The organism is Ruegeria jejuensis (assembly GCF_041537905.1).
GTDB lineage: Bacteria > Pseudomonadota > Alphaproteobacteria > Rhodobacterales > Rhodobacteraceae > Ruegeria_C.
The window spans coordinates 77,579-96,289 of sequence record NZ_JBGRUO010000007.1 but is presented as its reverse complement, the minus strand read 5'-3'; the positions used below and the strand labels follow the sequence as shown (position 1 = coordinate 96,289).

The 18,711-nt window shown below is 59.3% G+C and carries 17 protein-coding genes; 9 read left to right on the top strand and 8 right to left on the bottom strand.

All coding sequences use genetic code 11. The annotated features are described in order from the left end of the window. Positions 1–17 precede the first annotated feature (17 nt). The 3 genes from AB1E34_RS10360 (at position 18) to AB1E34_RS10350 (ending at position 3,316) form a co-directional block, all read left to right on the top strand. The gene (locus AB1E34_RS10360) at positions 18–968 is read left to right on the top strand and encodes a 2-dehydro-3-deoxygalactonokinase (protein ID WP_372572268.1); all 951 of its coding nucleotides are present in this window, start codon (positions 18–20) and stop codon (positions 966–968) included. 181 nt (positions 969–1,149) lie between these two features. After that, positions 1,150–1,869 carry a FadR/GntR family transcriptional regulator gene (locus AB1E34_RS10355; protein WP_372572267.1) on the top strand — a complete coding sequence of 240 codons (720 nt, stop codon included), beginning with the start codon at positions 1,150–1,152 and terminating at the stop codon, positions 1,867–1,869. Between the two features lie 13 nt (positions 1,870–1,882). Then, positions 1,883–3,316, top strand: a complete 1,434-nt coding sequence (locus tag AB1E34_RS10350; protein ID WP_372572266.1) for a sulfatase family protein — start codon at positions 1,883–1,885, stop codon at positions 3,314–3,316. A 60-nt stretch (positions 3,317–3,376) separates the two neighbouring features. Here the strand turns inward: AB1E34_RS10350 and AB1E34_RS10345 are convergent, their stop codons facing one another. Continuing rightward, complete coding sequence (locus AB1E34_RS10345; protein WP_372572265.1) at positions 3,377–4,384, bottom strand: glycoside hydrolase family 127 protein; 1,008 nt, start codon at positions 4,382–4,384, stop codon at positions 3,377–3,379. 4 nt (positions 4,385–4,388) lie between these two features. Then, positions 4,389–5,054 carry a beta-L-arabinofuranosidase domain-containing protein gene (locus tag AB1E34_RS10340; protein ID WP_372572264.1) on the bottom strand — a complete coding sequence of 222 codons (666 nt, stop codon included), beginning with the start codon at positions 5,052–5,054 and terminating at the stop codon, positions 4,389–4,391. A gap of 537 nt (positions 5,055–5,591) precedes the next feature. On the opposite strand from AB1E34_RS10340, the gene AB1E34_RS10335 reads away from it, so the two are divergent. From AB1E34_RS10335 to AB1E34_RS10310, 6 genes are all read left to right on the top strand, one after another. Beyond that, the gene (locus AB1E34_RS10335) at positions 5,592–5,768 is read left to right on the top strand and encodes a hypothetical protein (RefSeq protein ID WP_372572263.1); all 177 of its coding nucleotides are present in this window, start codon (positions 5,592–5,594) and stop codon (positions 5,766–5,768) included. 9 nt (positions 5,769–5,777) lie between these two features. Further along, positions 5,778–6,587 carry an ABC transporter substrate-binding protein gene (locus tag AB1E34_RS10330; protein WP_372572383.1) on the top strand — a complete coding sequence of 270 codons (810 nt, stop codon included), beginning with the start codon at positions 5,778–5,780 and terminating at the stop codon, positions 6,585–6,587. Between the two features lie 161 nt (positions 6,588–6,748). Next, positions 6,749–7,621, top strand: coding sequence for a carbohydrate ABC transporter permease (locus AB1E34_RS10325; protein WP_372572262.1), 873 nt, complete (start codon positions 6,749–6,751; stop codon positions 7,619–7,621). Positions 7,622–7,628: 7 nt separating this feature from the next. Beyond that, positions 7,629–8,525, top strand: coding sequence for a carbohydrate ABC transporter permease (locus tag AB1E34_RS10320; protein WP_372572261.1), 897 nt, complete (start codon positions 7,629–7,631; stop codon positions 8,523–8,525). Positions 8,526–8,554: 29 nt separating this feature from the next. Next, entirely contained in the window at positions 8,555–9,631 is a 1,077-nt protein-coding gene (locus tag AB1E34_RS10315) for an ABC transporter ATP-binding protein (RefSeq protein ID WP_372572260.1), read from the top strand. A 108-nt stretch (positions 9,632–9,739) separates the two neighbouring features. Next, entirely contained in the window at positions 9,740–11,164 is a 1,425-nt protein-coding gene (locus AB1E34_RS10310) for a sulfatase-like hydrolase/transferase (RefSeq protein ID WP_372572259.1), read from the top strand. A 79-nt stretch (positions 11,165–11,243) separates the two neighbouring features. On the opposite strand, the gene AB1E34_RS10305 is transcribed toward AB1E34_RS10310, so the two are convergent. The 6 genes from AB1E34_RS10305 to AB1E34_RS10280 are packed head-to-tail and all read right to left on the bottom strand — an operon-like array spanning position 11,244 to position 18,709. Next, positions 11,244–11,987 (bottom strand): amino acid ABC transporter ATP-binding protein, encoded by a 744-nt coding sequence (locus AB1E34_RS10305; RefSeq protein ID WP_372572258.1) that lies wholly within the window; start codon positions 11,985–11,987, stop codon positions 11,244–11,246. Between the two features lie 13 nt (positions 11,988–12,000). After that, positions 12,001–12,345 (bottom strand): RidA family protein, encoded by a 345-nt coding sequence (locus tag AB1E34_RS10300; RefSeq protein WP_372572257.1) that lies wholly within the window; start codon positions 12,343–12,345, stop codon positions 12,001–12,003. Continuing rightward, positions 12,342–14,243, bottom strand: a complete 1,902-nt coding sequence (locus tag AB1E34_RS10295; RefSeq protein WP_372572256.1) for a propionyl-CoA synthetase — start codon at positions 14,241–14,243, stop codon at positions 12,342–12,344. Before AB1E34_RS10295 ends, AB1E34_RS10300 begins: the two co-directional genes overlap by 4 nt. Continuing rightward, positions 14,240–14,986, bottom strand: coding sequence for an SDR family NAD(P)-dependent oxidoreductase (locus AB1E34_RS10290; RefSeq protein ID WP_372572255.1), 747 nt, complete (start codon positions 14,984–14,986; stop codon positions 14,240–14,242). The genes AB1E34_RS10295 and AB1E34_RS10290 overlap by 4 nt, the downstream gene beginning before the upstream one ends. 6 nt (positions 14,987–14,992) lie before the next feature. Beyond that, positions 14,993–16,639 carry a hydantoinase B/oxoprolinase family protein gene (locus tag AB1E34_RS10285; RefSeq protein WP_372572254.1) on the bottom strand — a complete coding sequence of 549 codons (1,647 nt, stop codon included), beginning with the start codon at positions 16,637–16,639 and terminating at the stop codon, positions 14,993–14,995. Between the two features lie 3 nt (positions 16,640–16,642). Further along, positions 16,643–18,709, bottom strand: coding sequence for a hydantoinase/oxoprolinase family protein (locus AB1E34_RS10280; RefSeq protein WP_372572253.1), 2,067 nt, complete (start codon positions 18,707–18,709; stop codon positions 16,643–16,645). Between the last annotated feature and the right edge of the window lie 2 nt (positions 18,710–18,711).

Sequence of the window (18,711 nt, the reverse complement as noted above, 5' to 3'; positions counted from 1 at the left end):
TCACGCCGGGAGCGATCATGACCCAAGTGAAATACGCCATCGTTGACTGGGGAACCTCAAGCTTTCGGGCCTGGGCGCTGGACGCGTCCGGCACAGTGCTTGCTTCGGCCAAGACCGATCAGGGCATGCTGAGCCTGAAGAGGTCTGAATTCGCCCCTGCCCTTGACCGCTGTCTGACCGAGCTTTCGGTTCCGAAATCCGTCGATGTCGTGGTGTGCGGCATGGCCGGTGCAAAGCAAGGCTGGACCGAAGCGCCTTACGTTGACCTGCCGGCGCGGCTGGATGCATTGCATCTACAGGCCGCGCGACCGCAGGACATTGACCGAAATGTCTGGATCATCCCGGGCCTGGCCCAACGCGATGCCCGGACCCCGGATGTCATGCGGGGCGAAGAGACCATTTTACTGGGCGCGCAGATGATGCGCGGCGGCGATGGGCTGTTCTGCCTTCCCGGGACCCATTGCAAATGGGCCGAGATGACCAACGGTGTTGTAACGCGCTTCGAAACCGCCCTGACCGGCGAGCTCTATGCGCTGCTCTCCACCCGGTCGACTCTGTCGAGCTTTTTCGATGAGGCCCGCCCTGATATTGCCGGGAGCCCCGCCTTTTCGGCGGCAGTCTCTGAAGCGTTGGCCGCTCCGCAGAAAATCCTGCAAATGCTGTTCTCGACCCGCGCCCACGCTTTGCTTTTCGAGGACGATCTTGCAAGGGCCATCCCCGCCCGTCTGTCCGGTCTGCTGATCGGGCTGGAGATCGCGGGCATGAATCAACCTGCCAAAAGTCACGTCACGCTGATCACATCCGGGCAGATTGGTGAGGCCTATCGGGTTGCGCTGGATGTGGCAGGCTTGACCAGCGATACATTGCAGGCCGAAGAGTTCGTACAGGCCGGGCTGCTGCATTTTGCAAAAGCCATCAGCACCGAACAAGCGGTCCAAACACCGCAGAGCAAGCAGCGTCTGGGATAGACCAGATAGAGCCCCGGCCCGGCGATAAGTACTTTATTGTCGTACGCTCTCGCAGCTCGTCCAATATAGAGGCCAAATCAGCCACAAGGTCTTTTTGACTTTGCCGTAAGTGTATCTGGAGAAATCTCGCAAAACATATTATGTTAGACAAAACAGGTCTGCTAACGGGGTCACGTATATGATGTCTTCCAGCCTTCTCGCCGGTAACAGCACTTTGGCCCGTTCACTCTCCGAGCAAATCGCGCAGCAACTCGGAGAGCAAATCTTGTCAGGGGCACTGGTGCCTGGGCAGTTGCTGCCGGACGAACAGGCGCTCTGCGATGAGTTTGGAGTAAGCCGGACCGCTGTGCGCGAAGCGGTAAAGATGCTGGTCGCCAAAGGCATGCTGGAAGTACGTCAGCGGATCGGAACCAGGGTGCAAAGCGTGCGCAGCTGGCAATTGCTGGACCGTGACGTGCTATCTTGGCATCAATCTATCGGTCTTGAAAGCGACCGGTTGCTGCGGCTGATGGAATTGCGCCTGTCGATTGAACCAGATGCAGCCTGCTATGCAGCTGAACGGCGCACAGATGAAGACCTGCAAGAGATATTTGGCGCGATAGACGCGATGGCAGAACATGCGGTCGAAAACGAGCGCTACGTGCTGGCAGATGCAGAATTTCACGTTGCAGTCTTGCGGGCTGCCCACAATCCCTATCTGGATGCTCTGGAGAATGCTATTTTTACGGGGTTGCTGTTGTCGATCCGCGTCACCAACCCGGACAGTAGCCAAAACCTGCTGTCGATTCCGTTTCATCAAAAAATCGGAGACGCCATCCGCAGAGGAGATGGCCAAGCCGCCTCGGACGCAATGAAGGTACATCTTGAAGATGCCTCTCGCCGGTTGAGCGCGGTCATTTGATGATCTTCACCCAATGACAGATCGGCCTAATATCCTGTTTCTCATGCCCGACCAATTGCGCCCGGATTTTCTGGGCTGCTACGGTGCGGGTTTTATCAAGACCCCGAATATCGACGCCCTGGCCGCACAGGGCACGCGGTATGCCCAGGCCATTTCGCCGGTCCCCCTTTGCGTCCCCGCACGTGCGTCGATGCTGACCGGCCTGCCCGCACACGCAACAGGCGTGTTTGACAATACAGCGTGGCTGCGCCCCGACCGCCGCGATATGGGCATCGAAAGCTGGCCAGAGAGGCTGAGCGCAGCGGGCTATCAGACCGCCGCCATCGGCAAGATGCATTTCTATCCCCGGGATATATTCGAAGGGTTTCAGGATCGGATCATCTCCGAGGATAAGCGGCATGTGTTCATCGAGGATGATTATGACGCGGCCTTGAAGGAAACCGGGTTTCGCAAACTGCACGGAACCGAGCAACCGGGATATGTGGATCAGCAAGGGGCCTCGATCAATGAGCTGCCCGCCCATTTGCAGCCTGATCGCTGGGTCGCCGATCAGGCCGCCCACTATCTGCGGGCCCGCGACCGGTCGCAGCCCTTTGCCGCCATGGTCGGGTTTCCGGGCCCGCATTGCCCCTATGATCCAATGGTCGAGGCGTTGGCGGAGATCGATCCCGATGACATGCCAGACCCTCTGCCCCCATCCCCCGAAAGCAAGACCCATCACGAAGGTTTTGTTGAAGCCTACAAGGCGCCCTGGGCACAGGTGGATTATGCCACGTTGTCCAGTGAGGCGATCCGCCGAATCCGCCATCACTATGCCGCGCTGGTTGAGCAGCTGGACCACGATGTCGGAACCGTGATCCAGGCCCTCAAGGACACCAATGAACTCAAAAACACCATTGTCGTGTTTGGATCGGATCACGGCGACTATCTGGGCGATTTCGGATTTGTCGGAAAGAGCTGGTTTCACGAGCCCTCTATCCGCGTCCCGCTGATCGTCTGCGATTTTCGCGCACCCGCAGCGCGCGTATGTGATGACCCGGTCTCGCTGATCGATCTTTATCACAGTTTCGGCGCGTGGGCAGGGTTGCCCCCGCTCGATACCAACTGGGCGATGACCCTGGATGCCCCGCATCCTGATCGGTGTATAATCGGCGTGTCCGCCCTGGGTGTCATGGCGCGCGATCGCCGTTGGAAACTGGTGCGCTATGACAACGGGACCGAGGCCCTGTTCGATCTGACAGCAGATCCCGGTGAACAGCAAAACGTGCTGGACGCCAACCCAAAGGTCCGGGCGCGTCTCGACGCGGCCATCGTCAGGGATTTGATCGCCGGGCAACGACATGGTCATGCCGACAAGATCGTGCCCCGAAAGGCCGGGTTTGGTCCAAACGCCTTTCACAGGCGGAACTGGCCGCGCCCCTATCCGAGCCGGATTGGTCACACCTGAAAACGGGCACTGCAATTGGCAGCGCCCGTTTTGATTTGCTCAGGTACTCTCAGGCTTGTGTCACGACCATTGCAGCGGCAACCAGACCATCATCGTGTTGTCGTTTCGATTGTTCCACGCAAAATACGGGATCAGAGAAACGGTGACAGTTTCGGCGTTGATTTCAGACAGCGGGGCATAAAGCGCATCATCGCTCCATTTCGGGCGTCTGCGCAGATTGGTTTCCAGCACCGTCATGCCCTCAAAAAGACCGGCACCGGGTTTTTTCGTCAACACGGCATCTGCTGACAATCCCACTTCGTTCAGCGACATTCCCTCCGGCAAATCCGCCCCTTCAAGGCAATAGACAACCGGGCCGCAGATCACGGCGCATTGGTTGCGGATCTCTTCGACCTTGGGATGCCCCGCAACGATGCGCGGCGTCATGTCCAGCGACAGTTCGACCACATCGCCTGCTGCCCAATCCCGTGTGACGGGCACATAGCGCGCGCCCTCACCAGCGACATCGACCGCCTCGCCATTGACACTCAGCGTGGCCGCCTCGCACCAGCCCGGAATGCGCAGGTTCAGGGTAAAGGCGCCTGATGGCGCGGTTTCGACCTCGAACCGGATATCGCCCGACCATGGATAGTCACTTTGCTGACTGAGCGTGATGGAGGTTTCCCCCACCTCGGTTTCGATCCGGTTCGACCCGTACAGATGCACCCAGAGCCCCGTATCGGAGGTCGAATATGTCCAGCGATGCAGACCAGCGATTGTCCGGCTGATCTGCGGCGGACAGCAATAGCAGGTGTGGCGAGTCCAGCGCGCCTGCCGGTCCGTCGTCATGCGAAAATGGTCTTTGCCGTTGAACCGCAGCGGATTGGTGTAGGTGAACTTTTCGCCGGACAGCGAAATCGCCGAAAGCGCCGCGTTATGCAGAACACGTTCCATCACATCGGCATAGCGCGCATCGCCCGTAAGCTGCAGCATGCGCCAGCTCCACATCGCGTTCGAGATATTGGCGCAGGATTCGTTGTAAGCCGAGTCGCTGGGCAACTGGTACGGGCGGCCATAAGCCTCGGCCACCTTTTCATAGACCGGCTGGTTGCGCCAGTTCCAGATATTTCTGGTCCTGCGTCTCGCGGTACAACTCGACCAAGCCCATGATCTGGGAGGGATTAAAGCAGAACTTGGCCAGCGCGGGTTCGTGGGTGATAAATGTCTCGTACAGATAATCCGCCGCCCGGATTGCGATGTTCAGGAAGTTGGTCTTTCCGGTCACCTGATGGTGCAGCACCGCCGCTGTGAACAGATGACCGAAATTGTACAATTCGTGATCGTGAATCTCGGTCCACCGCTCTTTGTCGGTCATGGTGATCTGCGTGCAGATATACCCGTCTTCTTCCTGGGCCGAGGCGATTTCGCCGATCATCTCGTCGATCTTGGCGTCCAGATCATCACCACCATCGGTATCATAGATCAGGATCATCGTTTCGATGACCTTATAGCAATCGCCGTCGCTCCATTCCTTGCCGCAATGGGTGCCGATGCCTTCGGCAGAATGGCGGAAGTTTGGGAAATACGTCCCGTTTTCGGGATCATCCAGCGCCTCAAGCAAGCTTTGAACCCCTTGGTCGCGCACAGCCAGCCGACGATCGTGCCAGAAGCCATCCGTCCAGCGTACGGCTTCATTGCTGATCCGCTTAAGCGGAGAAAATGCACTGATATCGGCAGTTTCGGGTTTCACAAAATTCATCTTGCGGTCTCCTGACAGGACCGGGGCGACTGATTGGTCTGACTGTGCGCCCGATGGCATCACGTCATCCGGCAGCGATCCGGCGATTAAGATATTATGTTTGAGAACGTTCTATCAGATTGACTCGCTTTTGGTCCAGCCTATTTTAGTACTTCGTATATTTGGTCTATCCTAATTAAACATATTATGTTATTGATTCTTTCGGAGGCCGGACCGAAACGAAGCCATAGTAAGTGGCGTCCGGTGAGGAAGAGGGCTTTTTAGGGAGGACACAGTGCAGAAGCTGTCGACATCACTCGTAACACTATGCCTGGCCGCATCACTTACATCGGTCGCACCGGCTGTTCATGCCGGTGGTGAGGTCAGCATTTTCCACCGCTACGCGAATGAGGGCGCTCGCAACTCACGCATGGCGATGTGGCAGGAATGCGCCACCGAACTGGACATCACCATCGTCGAGAACTTTGTTCCGTCCAAACAGTATGAAGTCCAGTTGCCGGTACAACTGTCCAGCACCACGCCCCCGACATCTACTCGATGTGGGCCGGTGGCCGCGCGCAGTTTCAGGCCGCCAATGGCAAGGTTCTGAACCTCAATGACATCTGGGGCGAAGCCTCGGTCGACTACCCCGAAGGCATCCAGGCCACCAGCACCGAGCCTGATGGCAATGTCTATATCATGCCGACCACGTTCCAGCCGAACGTGTTCTGGTAAAACAAGAAAATCTTCGACAACCTTGGTCTTTCTGAACCGCAAACCTGGGATGAGTTCCTGGGTGTGGCCGCCAAAATCAAGGACTCGGGCACGACCCCGTTCATTCTGGGGGCAAATGCCGGATGGGAGCCGCTGTTCTGGTTTGACTATTTCATCCTGCGCGTGGCCGGATCGGATTTCCGCAACGGCCTGATGAACGGCACCGAAAGCTACTTGGACCCCAAAGTCGTGCAGGCGATGGAGCTTTGGGCCGACCTGCTGGACAAAGGTTACTTCCTTGACGGGTTCTCAAGCATGGATTTCCAAACCATGAACTCTCGTTTCGTCAAGGAAGACGGTGCGATTCAGCTGATGGGAGCCTGGACCACGCGAAACCTGATGAAGGCCGGACTGACCCCGGACGAGGATTTCGGCGTGTTCAACTTCCCGACCATCACCGATGGTCTGGAACCGGCGGTCGAAGGTGCGGTCGAGGGTTGGTCGGCCAGTGGCGCGGGCGCAAATACCGAAAATGCCCTGGCCATGCTGAAATGCGTTTCCGGCGCCAAGGCGCAAGAGCACTTCGCAGTGATGACCAACAACCCGACCGCCAACAAGGATATCCCGATCGAGGTTTATTCGGAACCGACCCGCAATACGGTCTCGAAATTCTACGGGATGCTGGATGCGCCTTTCCACCAAAATCTGGAACTGGCGACACATCCCGGCGTAACCGAAATCGCCAAGCGCGAGTTCCCCCGCTTCCTGACCTACCCGGATCAATACATGGCGGTTCTGGAACGGCTTGAAGACCGTCGCCTGAAAGTGTTCGAACAATAGTTCACCGGCACACCATACCTTTGGGACACCTCCCGCCCATTGGTTTTCCAGCGGCACCGAAGCCTCACAGATTCGGTGCCGCCGATTGATCCTCCCGGCTCGCGACATGCCCGATGCGCCACCCGATCGACGTTGATGCCCACCAAGAAGCAGAGCGTGATATGAATTCGAAAACCACATCCTGGCTGTTCCTGTTACCGGCCATCGCCATCTACGGCTTTTTCGGCGCCATTCCGATCGCCCAGACCTTCTGGATCAGCCTGACCGATCAGGTCGGGATTCCGCCGGGCAACTTCATCGGCCTCCAAAACTATGTCGAACTGGCCCAGGATGAATATTTCATCAATTCGCTGAAAAACACCGGCATCTGGGTCGCTTGCTTTCTGGTTGTGCCCAACGCGCTGGCGATCACCATCGCGCTCCTGGTGAAACGGACCTTTTGGGCCTCTGGCGCGATCAAGACAGTGTTTTTCCTGCCGCTGGCGCTGTCCTTCGCCATTGTTGGTGTGATCTGGTCCTGGATCTATGAACCGGGTGTAGGCTTGTTAGATCAGCTTCTGACCGCCATGGGGCTGGACTTTCTGATCGTCGAATGGCTTGGCCCATATGCAGGCAATTTCTCGGTTATTGCCGCGGCCGCCTGGCGTCAGACCGCCTTTGCTACAGTGGTCTTCCTCGCCGGCCTTTCTGCCATCCCGCAGGAGTTGATCGAGGCCGCGAAGGTAGACGGCGCGACGCGACGGCAACTGTTCTTCCGCATCACGCTGCCGCTGCTGAAGCCGGCCAGCACCATCGCGGTATCTTCGGCTCTGATCCATGCCTTGCTTGCGACCGAGATCGTACTGACCATGACCCGCGGCGGTCCGTTCGGCACCACAGAAGTGGTTGGCTACCGGATGTATATGGAGACCTTCTGGAACTACAAATTCGGCTACGGTGCCGCCATCGGGGTGGTTGTCACCATGATGACTGCGGTGCTGGTCGTGCCCTATGTGCGCCGCATGGCCAAAGCGCAAGAACGTGAGTGGAGCTGAGCCAGAAATGACCCAATCCGACGCAAACACACTGGTTCACCAACCGACGCAGGGCTTTGATCGCGGAACGCTGTTCGAACGCTACGAGGCCAAGGCGGCGGGTGTCTCGCAGACCTTGCTCCTTCTGGTGCTGGCCGCTGTCTTTTTCATGCCGATTGCAGGTTCGCTGCTGACCTCGATCCGCACGGTAGAAGACATCACCGTCAACGGCGCATGGGCTCTGCCCAGCAGTTATGAATGGGGCAATCTGGGGATCGCCTTTACCAAGATGCTGCCCTATCTCAAGGCTTCGTTGATCATCACCCTGCCCTCGGTCTTTGGGACGCTGCTGGTTGCGACCATGTCTGGCTATGCGCTCAGCCGGATGCGCTTTCAGGGGCGGATCTGGATGTTTCTGGTGATTGTCTCGCTGAGCTTTGTGCCGGTGCATACGCAGCTGATCCCGGTGTTCAAACTGATGAGCAATCTGGGTCTGCATGACACGTTCACCGCGCAGATCATCGTGCATATCATGCGCCATATCCCCTTTGCCGTGCTGATCATGACCAACTTCTTTAACACGGTGCCGGGTGAGCTGCGCGAGGCCGCACGGATCGACGGCGCAAATGAATGGACCATTTTCCGGCGGATCTATGTGCCGGTGGCGCGGCCTGCCATATCGGCGCTGATCGTGCTGGAGTTTACCTGGATCTGGAATGACCTGCTCTGGGGTCTGGTGCTGACGCAAGGGGCGGGCAAGAAACCGGTCACCGTGGGCATCCTGGCCTTCGAGGGCGAGTATGAAATCGCCTATAACATGATCGCCTCGGGCGCCGTGATTGCGGCCCTGCCGACGCTGGCGGTCTTCCTGATCTTCCAGAAACAATTCATCCGCGGAATGACGATGGGGTCGGTCAAGGGCTGATTGCCCGCGACTGCTTGAGGAGAATAGATATGGGCTATGTCGCAATAAGAGATGTCTACAAGAACTACGGCGAGGTGCAGGCGCTCAAGGGCATCGACATTGAAATCGAGGATGGAGAGTTTGTGGCTTTGGTCGGCCCGTCGGGCTGTGGCAAGACCACGCTATTGCGGATGATTGCCGGGCTAGAGGATATCACCTCGGGCGAGATCCACATCGCCGGGCGTATCGTCAATGATCTGCAGCCCAAGGCGCGCGACATCGCGATGGTGTTCCAGAACTACGCGCTTTACCCGCATATGAAAGTGGCCGACAACATGTCGTTCTCGATGCAACTTGCCGGGGCCTCGAAATCCGAGATCAAGACCAAGGTCGATGAGGCCGCGCGGGTGCTGAACCTGGAAAACTACCTGGACCGATATCCACGCGAACTGTCCGGTGGACAGCGGCAGCGGGTTGCCATGGGCCGGGCCATCGTGCGCAATCCCAAGGTGTTCCTGTTCGACGAGCCGCTGTCGAACTTGGACGCCAAACTGCGCGTGTCGATGCGGGCCGAGATCAAGTCGTTGCACCACAAGCTGCACACCACCGCCGTCTACGTGACCCATGACCAGATCGAGGCCATGACCATGGCCGACAAGATCGTGGTGATGAGCGAAGGCAATATCGAACAGGTCGGCACCCCGCTGGAGCTTTATGACGAACCCCGCAACCTGTTTGTCGCCGCCTTTATCGGCTCGCCGTCGATGAACCTGTTGGATGGGGTCATTCACAATGGCGCAGTGCGGATCGGCAACGGCCCCGACCTGCCCCTGACGTCCGAGATTGCGCTGGAAGACGGGCGCGACGTGGTGGTGGGCATCCGCCCCGATACCTTTGCGCTGACAGAAACCGGGCTGCCACTGACCCTGAACGTGACCGAGCCCACCGGTGCCGAAACCCAGGTCGAAGGTGTCATCGGGCCAACCAAGGTCACTTGTCTGTTCCGCGAGCGGGTCAGCGACCAGCCCGGGACAGTGCTGCATGTGACGCCCAACGGGCGGCTGCATTTCTTCGACAAGACCACCGGCTTGCGTCTGGGCGCGGCACGGGTTGCCGCCAAAAACTGATAATCAAGTCCGCCACTCCGGACCTCGCCGGGCCGGTCATTTACCGGTCCGGCGATCTGATTGCGACAGAATATTGCGACCGACCACGAAGGCCCGGTGGAGGCATGGATGACACGTCATAACATCGTTCTTTTCCTGACCGATCAATGGCGCTGGGACACGTTGAACCAGCCCGATCACCCTGCGCGATTGCCGCATCTTCGTGCCTTTCAGGACGAGGCTGCCAATTTCACCAACGCCTTCACCTCTGTGCCGCTCTGCACCCCGGCGCGCGCCTCGCTCTTTACCGGGAAATGGCCGCACCAGACAGGGACGATGGATAATGTCGGCGGCCAGTCCTATTACCCGCATGGCAAGCTGCACCCCTCGCACAAGACCTATATGGAGCGGTTGCAAACAGACGGCTACAACGTCTGTTTCATCGGCAAATGGCATCTGGGCGCGGGCACGCTTGTTGAACGTGGGATCACCGATTGCCCGCTGTCAGACGGCGGCGCGACGCCGAAATACCTCAATATCGACGACCTGAGCTTTGACGGTCCGCGCAAGGACCCGTTCTATGGCGCCATTTCCGAGGGAACCCATATCGACGGACAACGGGTTCAAACCGGTATCGAACGGTTGGAGGAGCTGGCGGCAGACAACAAACCCTTTTGCCTGATCGTGTCTCTTTATGGACCGCATTTTCCCCATCATGTCCCGCAGGAATATGTCGATCTCTACGGCGATCTTCCCGAAGACTACATGCCCGACAATTACTGCCCGCAGTTTTCCGAAACGGGAAAACCTCATGCGCAGTCTGCCAGCTATTGGCCGTGCCAAGACACGCGCGGGCTGACGCAGGATGACTGGCGCAAAACTGTGCAGCATTACTGGGGATTTTGTTCCTATATCGACGATCTTTTCGGGCAGTTCCGGGCCAAAATGCGCGATCTTGGGTTGGATAAGCGGACCGTGACGGCCTTTAGCGCCGATCACGGCGAGATGCTGGGCGCGCATGGCTGGTTCGACAAGAGGCCGTTCTACTATGATGAAGTCATGCGCATCCCGATGATGATAAAAGCGCCGGGCTCAGCGCCTTCGACACAAGACGGCTTTGCCGGGCTGCGCGACCTTTTCCCGACACTTGTCGATTGCGCACAGGCCGAAACCACACTGGATGCGGCCGAACGGGGCCGGTCGTTCCGGTCCACAAATGCCTCTTACATCACCTATGGCTATGACGCCTATCAGGGCAGGCAGTTCAAATTCCGCGGTATCCGGAATGAGCGCTACAAATATTCCTGGTCCCCACATGACATTGAAGAGTTGTACGATCTGGCCTCAGACCCGCAGGAGCGCATCAATCTGGCCACAAGCCCCGATCATCAGAATCTGCGTCAAGTGCTCAATTCGCAGCTGTTCGACTGGATGAGGTCCGAGGACGACGCCGTGGCCCATGGTGGGTATTGGTTGCCTGTTGGCAGCTATGTCGACGGGCGGGACATATCCGAGCAGCACGATCATTCCGTAACCCATCAAGCGCAGACCTGAACAATTGCGTAATGGCGTGGGCGCAGATCGCCCACCCGTGCGAGACGCACTCTCCAGTGCGGCTCGCAGCGACTTTACGTCAATGTGTCAGAACCTGTTCGAGGAAGTTCTTTGTCCGCTCGCTCTTCGGATTATTGAAGAAACTCTCGGGGTCATCCTCTTCGATGATCTCACCCGCATCCATGAAGATGACCCGATCCGCCACTTTTCGGGCAAACCCCATCTCGTGGGTGACGCAGATCATGGTCATGCCTTCGTCAGCCAGGCGCACCATGACATCCAGAACTTCCCCAATCATTTCGGGGTCCAGGGCCGAGGTTGGTTCATCGAACAGCAAAATGTCGGGTTTCATGCAGAGCGCCCGAGCGATAGCCACGCGCTGCTGCTGGCCGCCCGACAGCTGGCCCGGATACTTGGGGGCCTGATTGGCGATCTGGACTTTTTCCAGATACATCATCGCTGTCTCTTCCGCCTCGGACTGCGAGATCTTGCGCGCCAGCATCGGAGCAAGGGTGCAGTTTTCCAAGATCGTCATATGCGGAAACAGGTTGAAGTGCTGAAACACCATGCCAACATCCTGCCGCAGCTTGTCGATATTGGGATCTTCGGCGCTGATCGCGTGGCCGTTGATCTCAATCAAACCCGACTGGTGCTCTTCAAGCTGGTTGATCGTGCGGATCATCGTCGACTTGCCAGACCCGGAGGGTCCGCAGACAACGATTTTCTCACCCTTGCTTACGGTCAGATTGACGTTCTTGAGGGCGTGGAAAGTCCCGTAATACTTTTCCACCTTGCTTAGTCTGACGGCCGGTGTTTCGGACATGGGCGATCTCCCTTCAGTTTTTTATAGCGGCTGTTACGATGATCTCGACTTTCAGTATGTCCCGGGCCAGCCGGGCTTCGCCGCAGGCGCGGGCGGGGGCGTGGCCCTCGGGCACCCAGGCATCCCAGACGGCATTCATTTCGGCAAAATCCGCCATATCGCGCAGCCAGACGATGGCCTGCAGGATATGTTCGCGATCCGAGCCCGCCTCGGCCAGCAAGGCGTCAACGCGCGACAGGCAATCCTCGGTCTGCTCAGCGACGGTATCACCAGCACCGACCTGACCACACAGATAGGCCACACCATTGTGCTTGACGATCTTCGACATCCGCGTACCGGTGTGAATGCGCTCGATCATGACAGCAGCCCCCGGCCCTTCAGAGCATCGGCAATCTCGTCCAGAATGGCGGGATCGTCGATGGCGGCAGGCATCTTGAACTCTGCCCGATCCGCAATCTTTTGCATCGTGCCGCGCAACACCTTGCCCGAGCGTGTCTTTGGAAGACGCTCGACAGGAATGGCGGTTTTGAACGCAGCAACAGCCCCGATCTGTTCCCGCATCAGCGCGATCAGTTCCTTTTCCAGCTCGCCCGCATCCCGATCCACGCCGTCATTGGTCACATAGAACCCAAGCGGCATCTGACCCTTCAACGCATCCGCGGCACCGACAACGGCGCATTCGGCGATGTCCGGGTGCGCCCCGATCACCTCTTCCATCGCGCCTGTTGACAGGCGGTGGCCCGCCACGTTGATGATGTCGTCGGTGCGGGCCATGATGAAGACGTAACCGTCCTCATCGATGATCCCGGCATCCGAGGTGGCGTAGTTGCCGGGGAACTCCTCCATATACGAGGACAGGAACCGTTCCGGCGCGCGCCACAGTGTCGGAAAGCCCGAGGGCGGCAGCGGCAGTTTGCAGACGATATTGCCCAACGTGCCGGGCGCGACCTCATGGCCTTCATCATCCAGAACCTGAATATCATAACCCGGCATCGGCTTACCGGGCGAGCCGTATTTGACCGGGAACTGCCCCAGACCCACCGGGTTGCCCGACATGGCCCAGCCGGTTTCCGTCTGCCACCAGTGGTCGATCACCGGGCGTTGCAGTTTCTCTTCGGCCCACTGGATCGTCGCTGGGTCCGAGCGTTCGCCAGCCAGAAACAGCGTGCGGAATTTGGACAGGTCATACTGGCCGATCAACTGACCCTTCGGGTCCTCTTTCTTGATCGCGCGGAAAGCCGTTGGCGCGGTAAACAGCGCCGTAACCTCATGATCCTGAATAACCCGCCAGAAAGCACCAGCGTCCGGCGTGCCGACCGGCTTGCCTTCGTAAACCACCGTGGCACATCCGTGCAGCAGCGGCCCGTAGCAGATATAGGAATGACCAACGACCCAACCCACGTCTGAGGCCGCCCAGAACACCTCGCCGGGATTGACCCCATAATGGTGTTCCATCGTCCATTTCAGGGCGACCATATGGCCTCCATTATCCCGCACGACGCCTTTGGGTTGGCCGGTCGTGCCCGACGTGTACAGGATGTAAAGTGGGTCGGTCGCCTCAACCGGCACACATTCCGTCATTGTCCCGGCATCTTTCGCAGCACCAACCAGTGCGGCATAGTCCAGATCGCGGCCCGGGATCATCTCTGCCAGTTCCATGTCGCGTTGAAGGATCAGGCAATGGTCAGGCTTGCTGGCAGCCTCGTCAATCGCTGCATCCAGAAGCGGTTTGTAATGTATGATCCGCCCCGGCTCGATCCCGCAAGAGGCCGAGATAATCATCTTCGGTTCCGCGTCGTCAATCCGGGTGGCCAATTCGTGGGGCGCAAAGCCGCCGAAGACTACCGAATGGATCGCACCCAGACGGGCACAAGCCAACATCGCAATCACCGCCTGCGGCACCATCGGCATGTAGATGACAACACGGTCGCCCTTGCCAACGCCATGATCGCGCATGACCGAGGCCAACGCGCCGACCTCGGTCTGCAATTCGGCAAAGCTGAAGGTCTGAACCGTGTCCGTGACCGGGCTGTCATAGACCAGCGCCTTGCGCTCGCCATGCCCCGCCTCGACATGGCGGTCGACGCAGTTCCAGCAGGTGTTGCAGGTCGCCCCGGCAAACCAGCGCCCATAGACACCCATATCGGGGTCAAAGACCTTCTCGGCTGGCGTGAACCAATCGATCTGCTCGGCGGCCTGACCCCAGAACGCTTCGGGGTCGGCCTGCCAGCTTGCATATGCGTCCGCGTAGCTCATGACATCACATAGTTGAGGCCAAGGCGGCCACCATCAACATAAATCGTCTCACCCGTGACATAGCTGGCCTTCTTTGAACAAAGAAACGCCACAACGTCCCCGATTTCGCGGGCCGTACCCGCACGGCCCAGCGGGGTGCGCGACATCGCCATCTTGAAAGCCTCGGGGTTGGCGTTCACGCCCGCCATCATCTCGGTGTCGATCGAGCCGGGGCCCACCGCGTTCACGCGAATGTTTTTCGGGGCAAGCGCCAGTGCTGCAACCTTGGTCAGCTGCATGATACCACCTTTCGAGGCGCAATAGGCCGGGATCGCCGGAATCGCGACCTGAGCGTTGATCGACGACATATTCACAATCGCGCCCTCGATGCCCTTGTCGACCATCGTGTTCGCAACCCGCTGCATCGCCACAAACACACCACGCAGGTTGATGTCCATTACCCGGTCGTATGTGGCCAGGTCGTAGTCGAGGAAATTACCGGGCATCGCCACGCCAGCATTGTTCACCAGCGCCGAAACCGGTCCGTGTTCAGCCTCGATGGTGTCGAACATGGCGCTGATGGCATCGGCATCACCCATGTCGCACACCATGCCAACGCCACCCATATTGGCTGCGGCGTCTTTGACGCTGTCTTGAATGTCGACCAGAATGACCTTGTAGCCATCCTCGTTCAGCGCCTCGGCGCATGCCAGTCCGATGCCTTGCGCGGCACCTGTTACAACTGCAATAGGAGTGTCAGCCATCTGCGTTTATCCTTCGAATCCGTAATCTTGTTTTGCCTGTTCGGCCGTGATGAACCCGGCAGCCACATCGCCTGCTACCGCGTCACGATCCCTTTGTTCCGGCGCGCCATAACCACCGCCGCCGGGCAGGCTGAGTTTCAGCCGCTGGCCGTTCTTGACCAGTTGCCGCCCCTTGGAGCGCAGCTTGGTGCCATCTGCCAGCTCAACAGCGCCAGCGCCACCGGCCAGCCCACCATTGCGCCCGCGGGCCGGGTTCTCCACCCGGTCGAACATGGCATTGAAATAGAAATCATAGCCTTCGCGGGGTTCGATCTCGATGGTCTGGCCCAGACCACCGCGCAGGGCACCGGCACCGCCGGAGCCTTCGCGCAGGTCCTTGCGCCAGACGGTGATCGGCCCGACATGCTCGGTCGCCTCAACGCTCATGGTCGACACGCCGGATGGGAAGGCCGTTGCGCTCAGACCGTCAAAACCCGGACGCGCGCCAGTTCCGCCCGAGTTGAACATCAGCACTTCGCGGTTCGGCAACCCGCTGTCGGGGTCCGATGCCCGCGCCGAAATCTGAATGTTCCACAGTGCGCTTGCACCTTCGGCAGGTACCGTGTCCGGCATCGCCTTATGCAGCGCACCCAGAACCACATCGGGCACCAGATGGCCCATCACGTGACGCACCGAGACCGGCGCGGGGCGTTTGGCCGCCAGAATGCAGCCCTCGGGCGCAGTAATGCGGAATGGCTCCAACGAGCCGGTATTGTTCGGTACCTCAGGCGCAATCGCGCATTTCAGGGCATAACAGGCATAGGCGCGGGTATAGACCTCGGGGCAGTTCACGCCAAACCGACTCATGCCCGATGTGCCCGCGAAATCCGCCAGCAGCTGATCGCCATCGACGCTGAGGGTCACTTCCATATGGACCGGCGCGTCATAGCCATCGACCTGCATCGTCTCGTGATAAGTGCCCGAGGGCACCTTGGCGATGGCCTCCAGCGTTGCCTTCCGGCTGGTCTCGATCACGAATTCCGACAGGGATTGCAGATTATCGATATCGAACTCGTCCATCATCGCCTGAAGGCGGCGGTCGCCCGCTTCGTTGCAGGCGGCCAGTGAGTACATATCGCCCACGGTCTGATCCGGGGTGCGTACATTGGCGCGGATCATCTCGATCAGCAGGGGCTGCACCTGACCGCGTTCGGCGAACTTAGTGATCGGGATCAGCAGACCTTCTTCGAACACCTCGTTACCGTCCGGGCCAAAACCGCGCCCGCCGATGTCGACCACATGAGCCGTGCAGGCGAAGTAGCCGATATGCGCGCCCTTGCGGAACACCGGGGTTACCACGGTGATGTCATGCAAGTGCCCGGTGCCAAGCCACGGATCGTTGGTGATGAAGACGTCGCCGTCAAACGTGTTCTGCGGCCCGATCTGGGCGGCAAAATGTGTAACGCTTTCGGCCATCGCATTCACGTGGCCCGGCGTGCCTGTGACAGCCTGCGCGATCATCCGACCCTCGCGGTCGAACAGACCCGCCGACAGGTCGCCCGCCTCGCGAACCGAGGTTGAAAAGGCCGTGCGGATCAGCGTAGTGGCCTGTTCTTCCACAACCGCGATCAGGCGGTTCCACATGATCTGATGATCGATATCTGACGCGCCCATGGCTTAAGCCTCCTTCGCCAGCAATAGCAAACTTCCATCGCCCTGTCCCACCGCGCGATAGCCCGATGTGACGACGGTGGAGGTTTCGGATTCAACGATGATCGCGGGGCCTTCAACAGCCTTTCCCGGTGTCATGCTCGACCGTTCAACCTCGCGCGCCGCGACCGATTTGCGCAGGGCGGCGTCGAAGAATTCCCGCGTCCGCGCCACATCGGCATCCGAGCCGCTGTTGTGCCCGACAACCGGGTCGGCATCGGGAAGGACCGTCGAGACGGTTAGAAGCCAATTGGTAATCTCAACCGCCAGCCCGTCGATGACACGGCCAAAAAGCGTGCGATAAGCGTCTTCGAACGCCTCTTGGATCAGCGATACATCGCTGTCTTCAAACTGTTTGTGCGGCAACACGACCGGAATTTCCCAGCCCTGACCGGAATAGCGCATCTGCGCGGTCAGGCGGATTTCAGTGTCGGCCCCTTTGGCGCCTTCGTCGACAAAGGCGCGCGCTTCGGCTTCCATCTCGATCAGGGCGGCGTTCACGGCACCGGCGTCAAAGCTGTCCAGACGCTGGAACAGACCCCGCGTGGCCTCGAAGCTGAACGGCGCTTTCAGGAACCCGATGGCCGAACCCACGCCCGCGCCCGGCGGGATGATCAGTGCCTTGATCCCCAGTTTCTCGCATTGACGGCAGGCATGCAGGGGCGCGCCGCCACCAAAGGCGATCATGGTGAAATGTTCGATGTCGCGCCCGTTCTCAACCGTGTGAACCCGCGCGGCGTTGGCCATGTTCTCATCCACCAGTTCGGTAATGCCAAACGCGGCATCCCCGGCAGAGAGATTCAGTTTGGCAGCAGCTTTCTCGGATTCCGCCGTATGCAGCGGGATCGCCCCACCGGCAAAATTGTCCGGGTCGAGACGACCCAGCAACAGGTTGGCATCGGTCACCGTCGGCTCGGTCCCGCCGCGCCCGTAGCAGGCCGGCCCGGGTTCCGACGCGGCCGAGCGTGGCCCGACCTGAAGCCGCCCCATGCTATCGACCGAGGCGATCGAGCCGCCCCCGGCGCCGATCTCGACCATCTCAACAACAGGTGTCGATACGGTCATCCCTGAGCCCTTTTTGAACCGGTAGGTCCGGGCGACTTCGAACGTATTGGCCGTTTTCGGCGCGCCGTCCTCGATCAGGCAGATCTTGGCCGTGGTCCCGCCCATGTCGAAGCTGAGCACCTTGTCCAGCCCATGCGCCCGCGCAAAGTCAGCCGCAAAGATCGCACCACCGGCAGGGCCGGATTCCAACAGGCGAACAGGTTGTTCGGCGGCGGTTTCAACCGCGATCAGACCGCCACCGGAATGCAGCATGAAGACCGGAGCATCCACGCCCGTCTCGCGCAAACGCGCCACCAGACGGCCCAGATAGTCGGCGACCTGCGGCTGAACATAGGCGTTGGCAATTACCGTGTTGAACCGGGGCAATTCCCGCATCTGCGGTGAAATGACCGAGGACAGCGAGATCGACAGGTCCGGCAGCGCCTTGCGCAGCGCTTCGCCCATCGCAACCTCATGCGCGTCATTGGCATAGGCGTGCATCAGGCCGATAGCGACCGCCTCGAACCCGCCCGCTTTGATCGTGTCGACCATTGCGTTGACCTCGGCCAGATCAAGCGCCAGCAGCACCTCTCCGTCCGGACCCATGCGTTCGTTCAGGGTGAACCGGGCCTGACGCGGCACCAGCGGCTTGGGTAAGTTGAGGTTCAGGTCATACTGTTCGAACCGATTTTCCGAGCGCATCTCGATCACATCCCGGAACCCTTCGGTGGTGATGAAAGCGGTCTTGGCCCCGCGCCGTTCGATCAGCGAGTTGGTCACCAAAGTGGTGCCGTGAATGACCTGCCCGATGTCACCCAGAGGGATTCCGGCCTGATCTGCTGCTTTGACGATCCCGTCCAGAATCGCCTGTTCCGGTTGGGTATAATTGGTCAGAACTTTGCAGGTGGACAGGCCGCCCGGATGTTGCAACGCGACATCCGTAAAGGTTCCACCAATGTCGACGCCGACGCGAATATCAATCTTGCTCATGG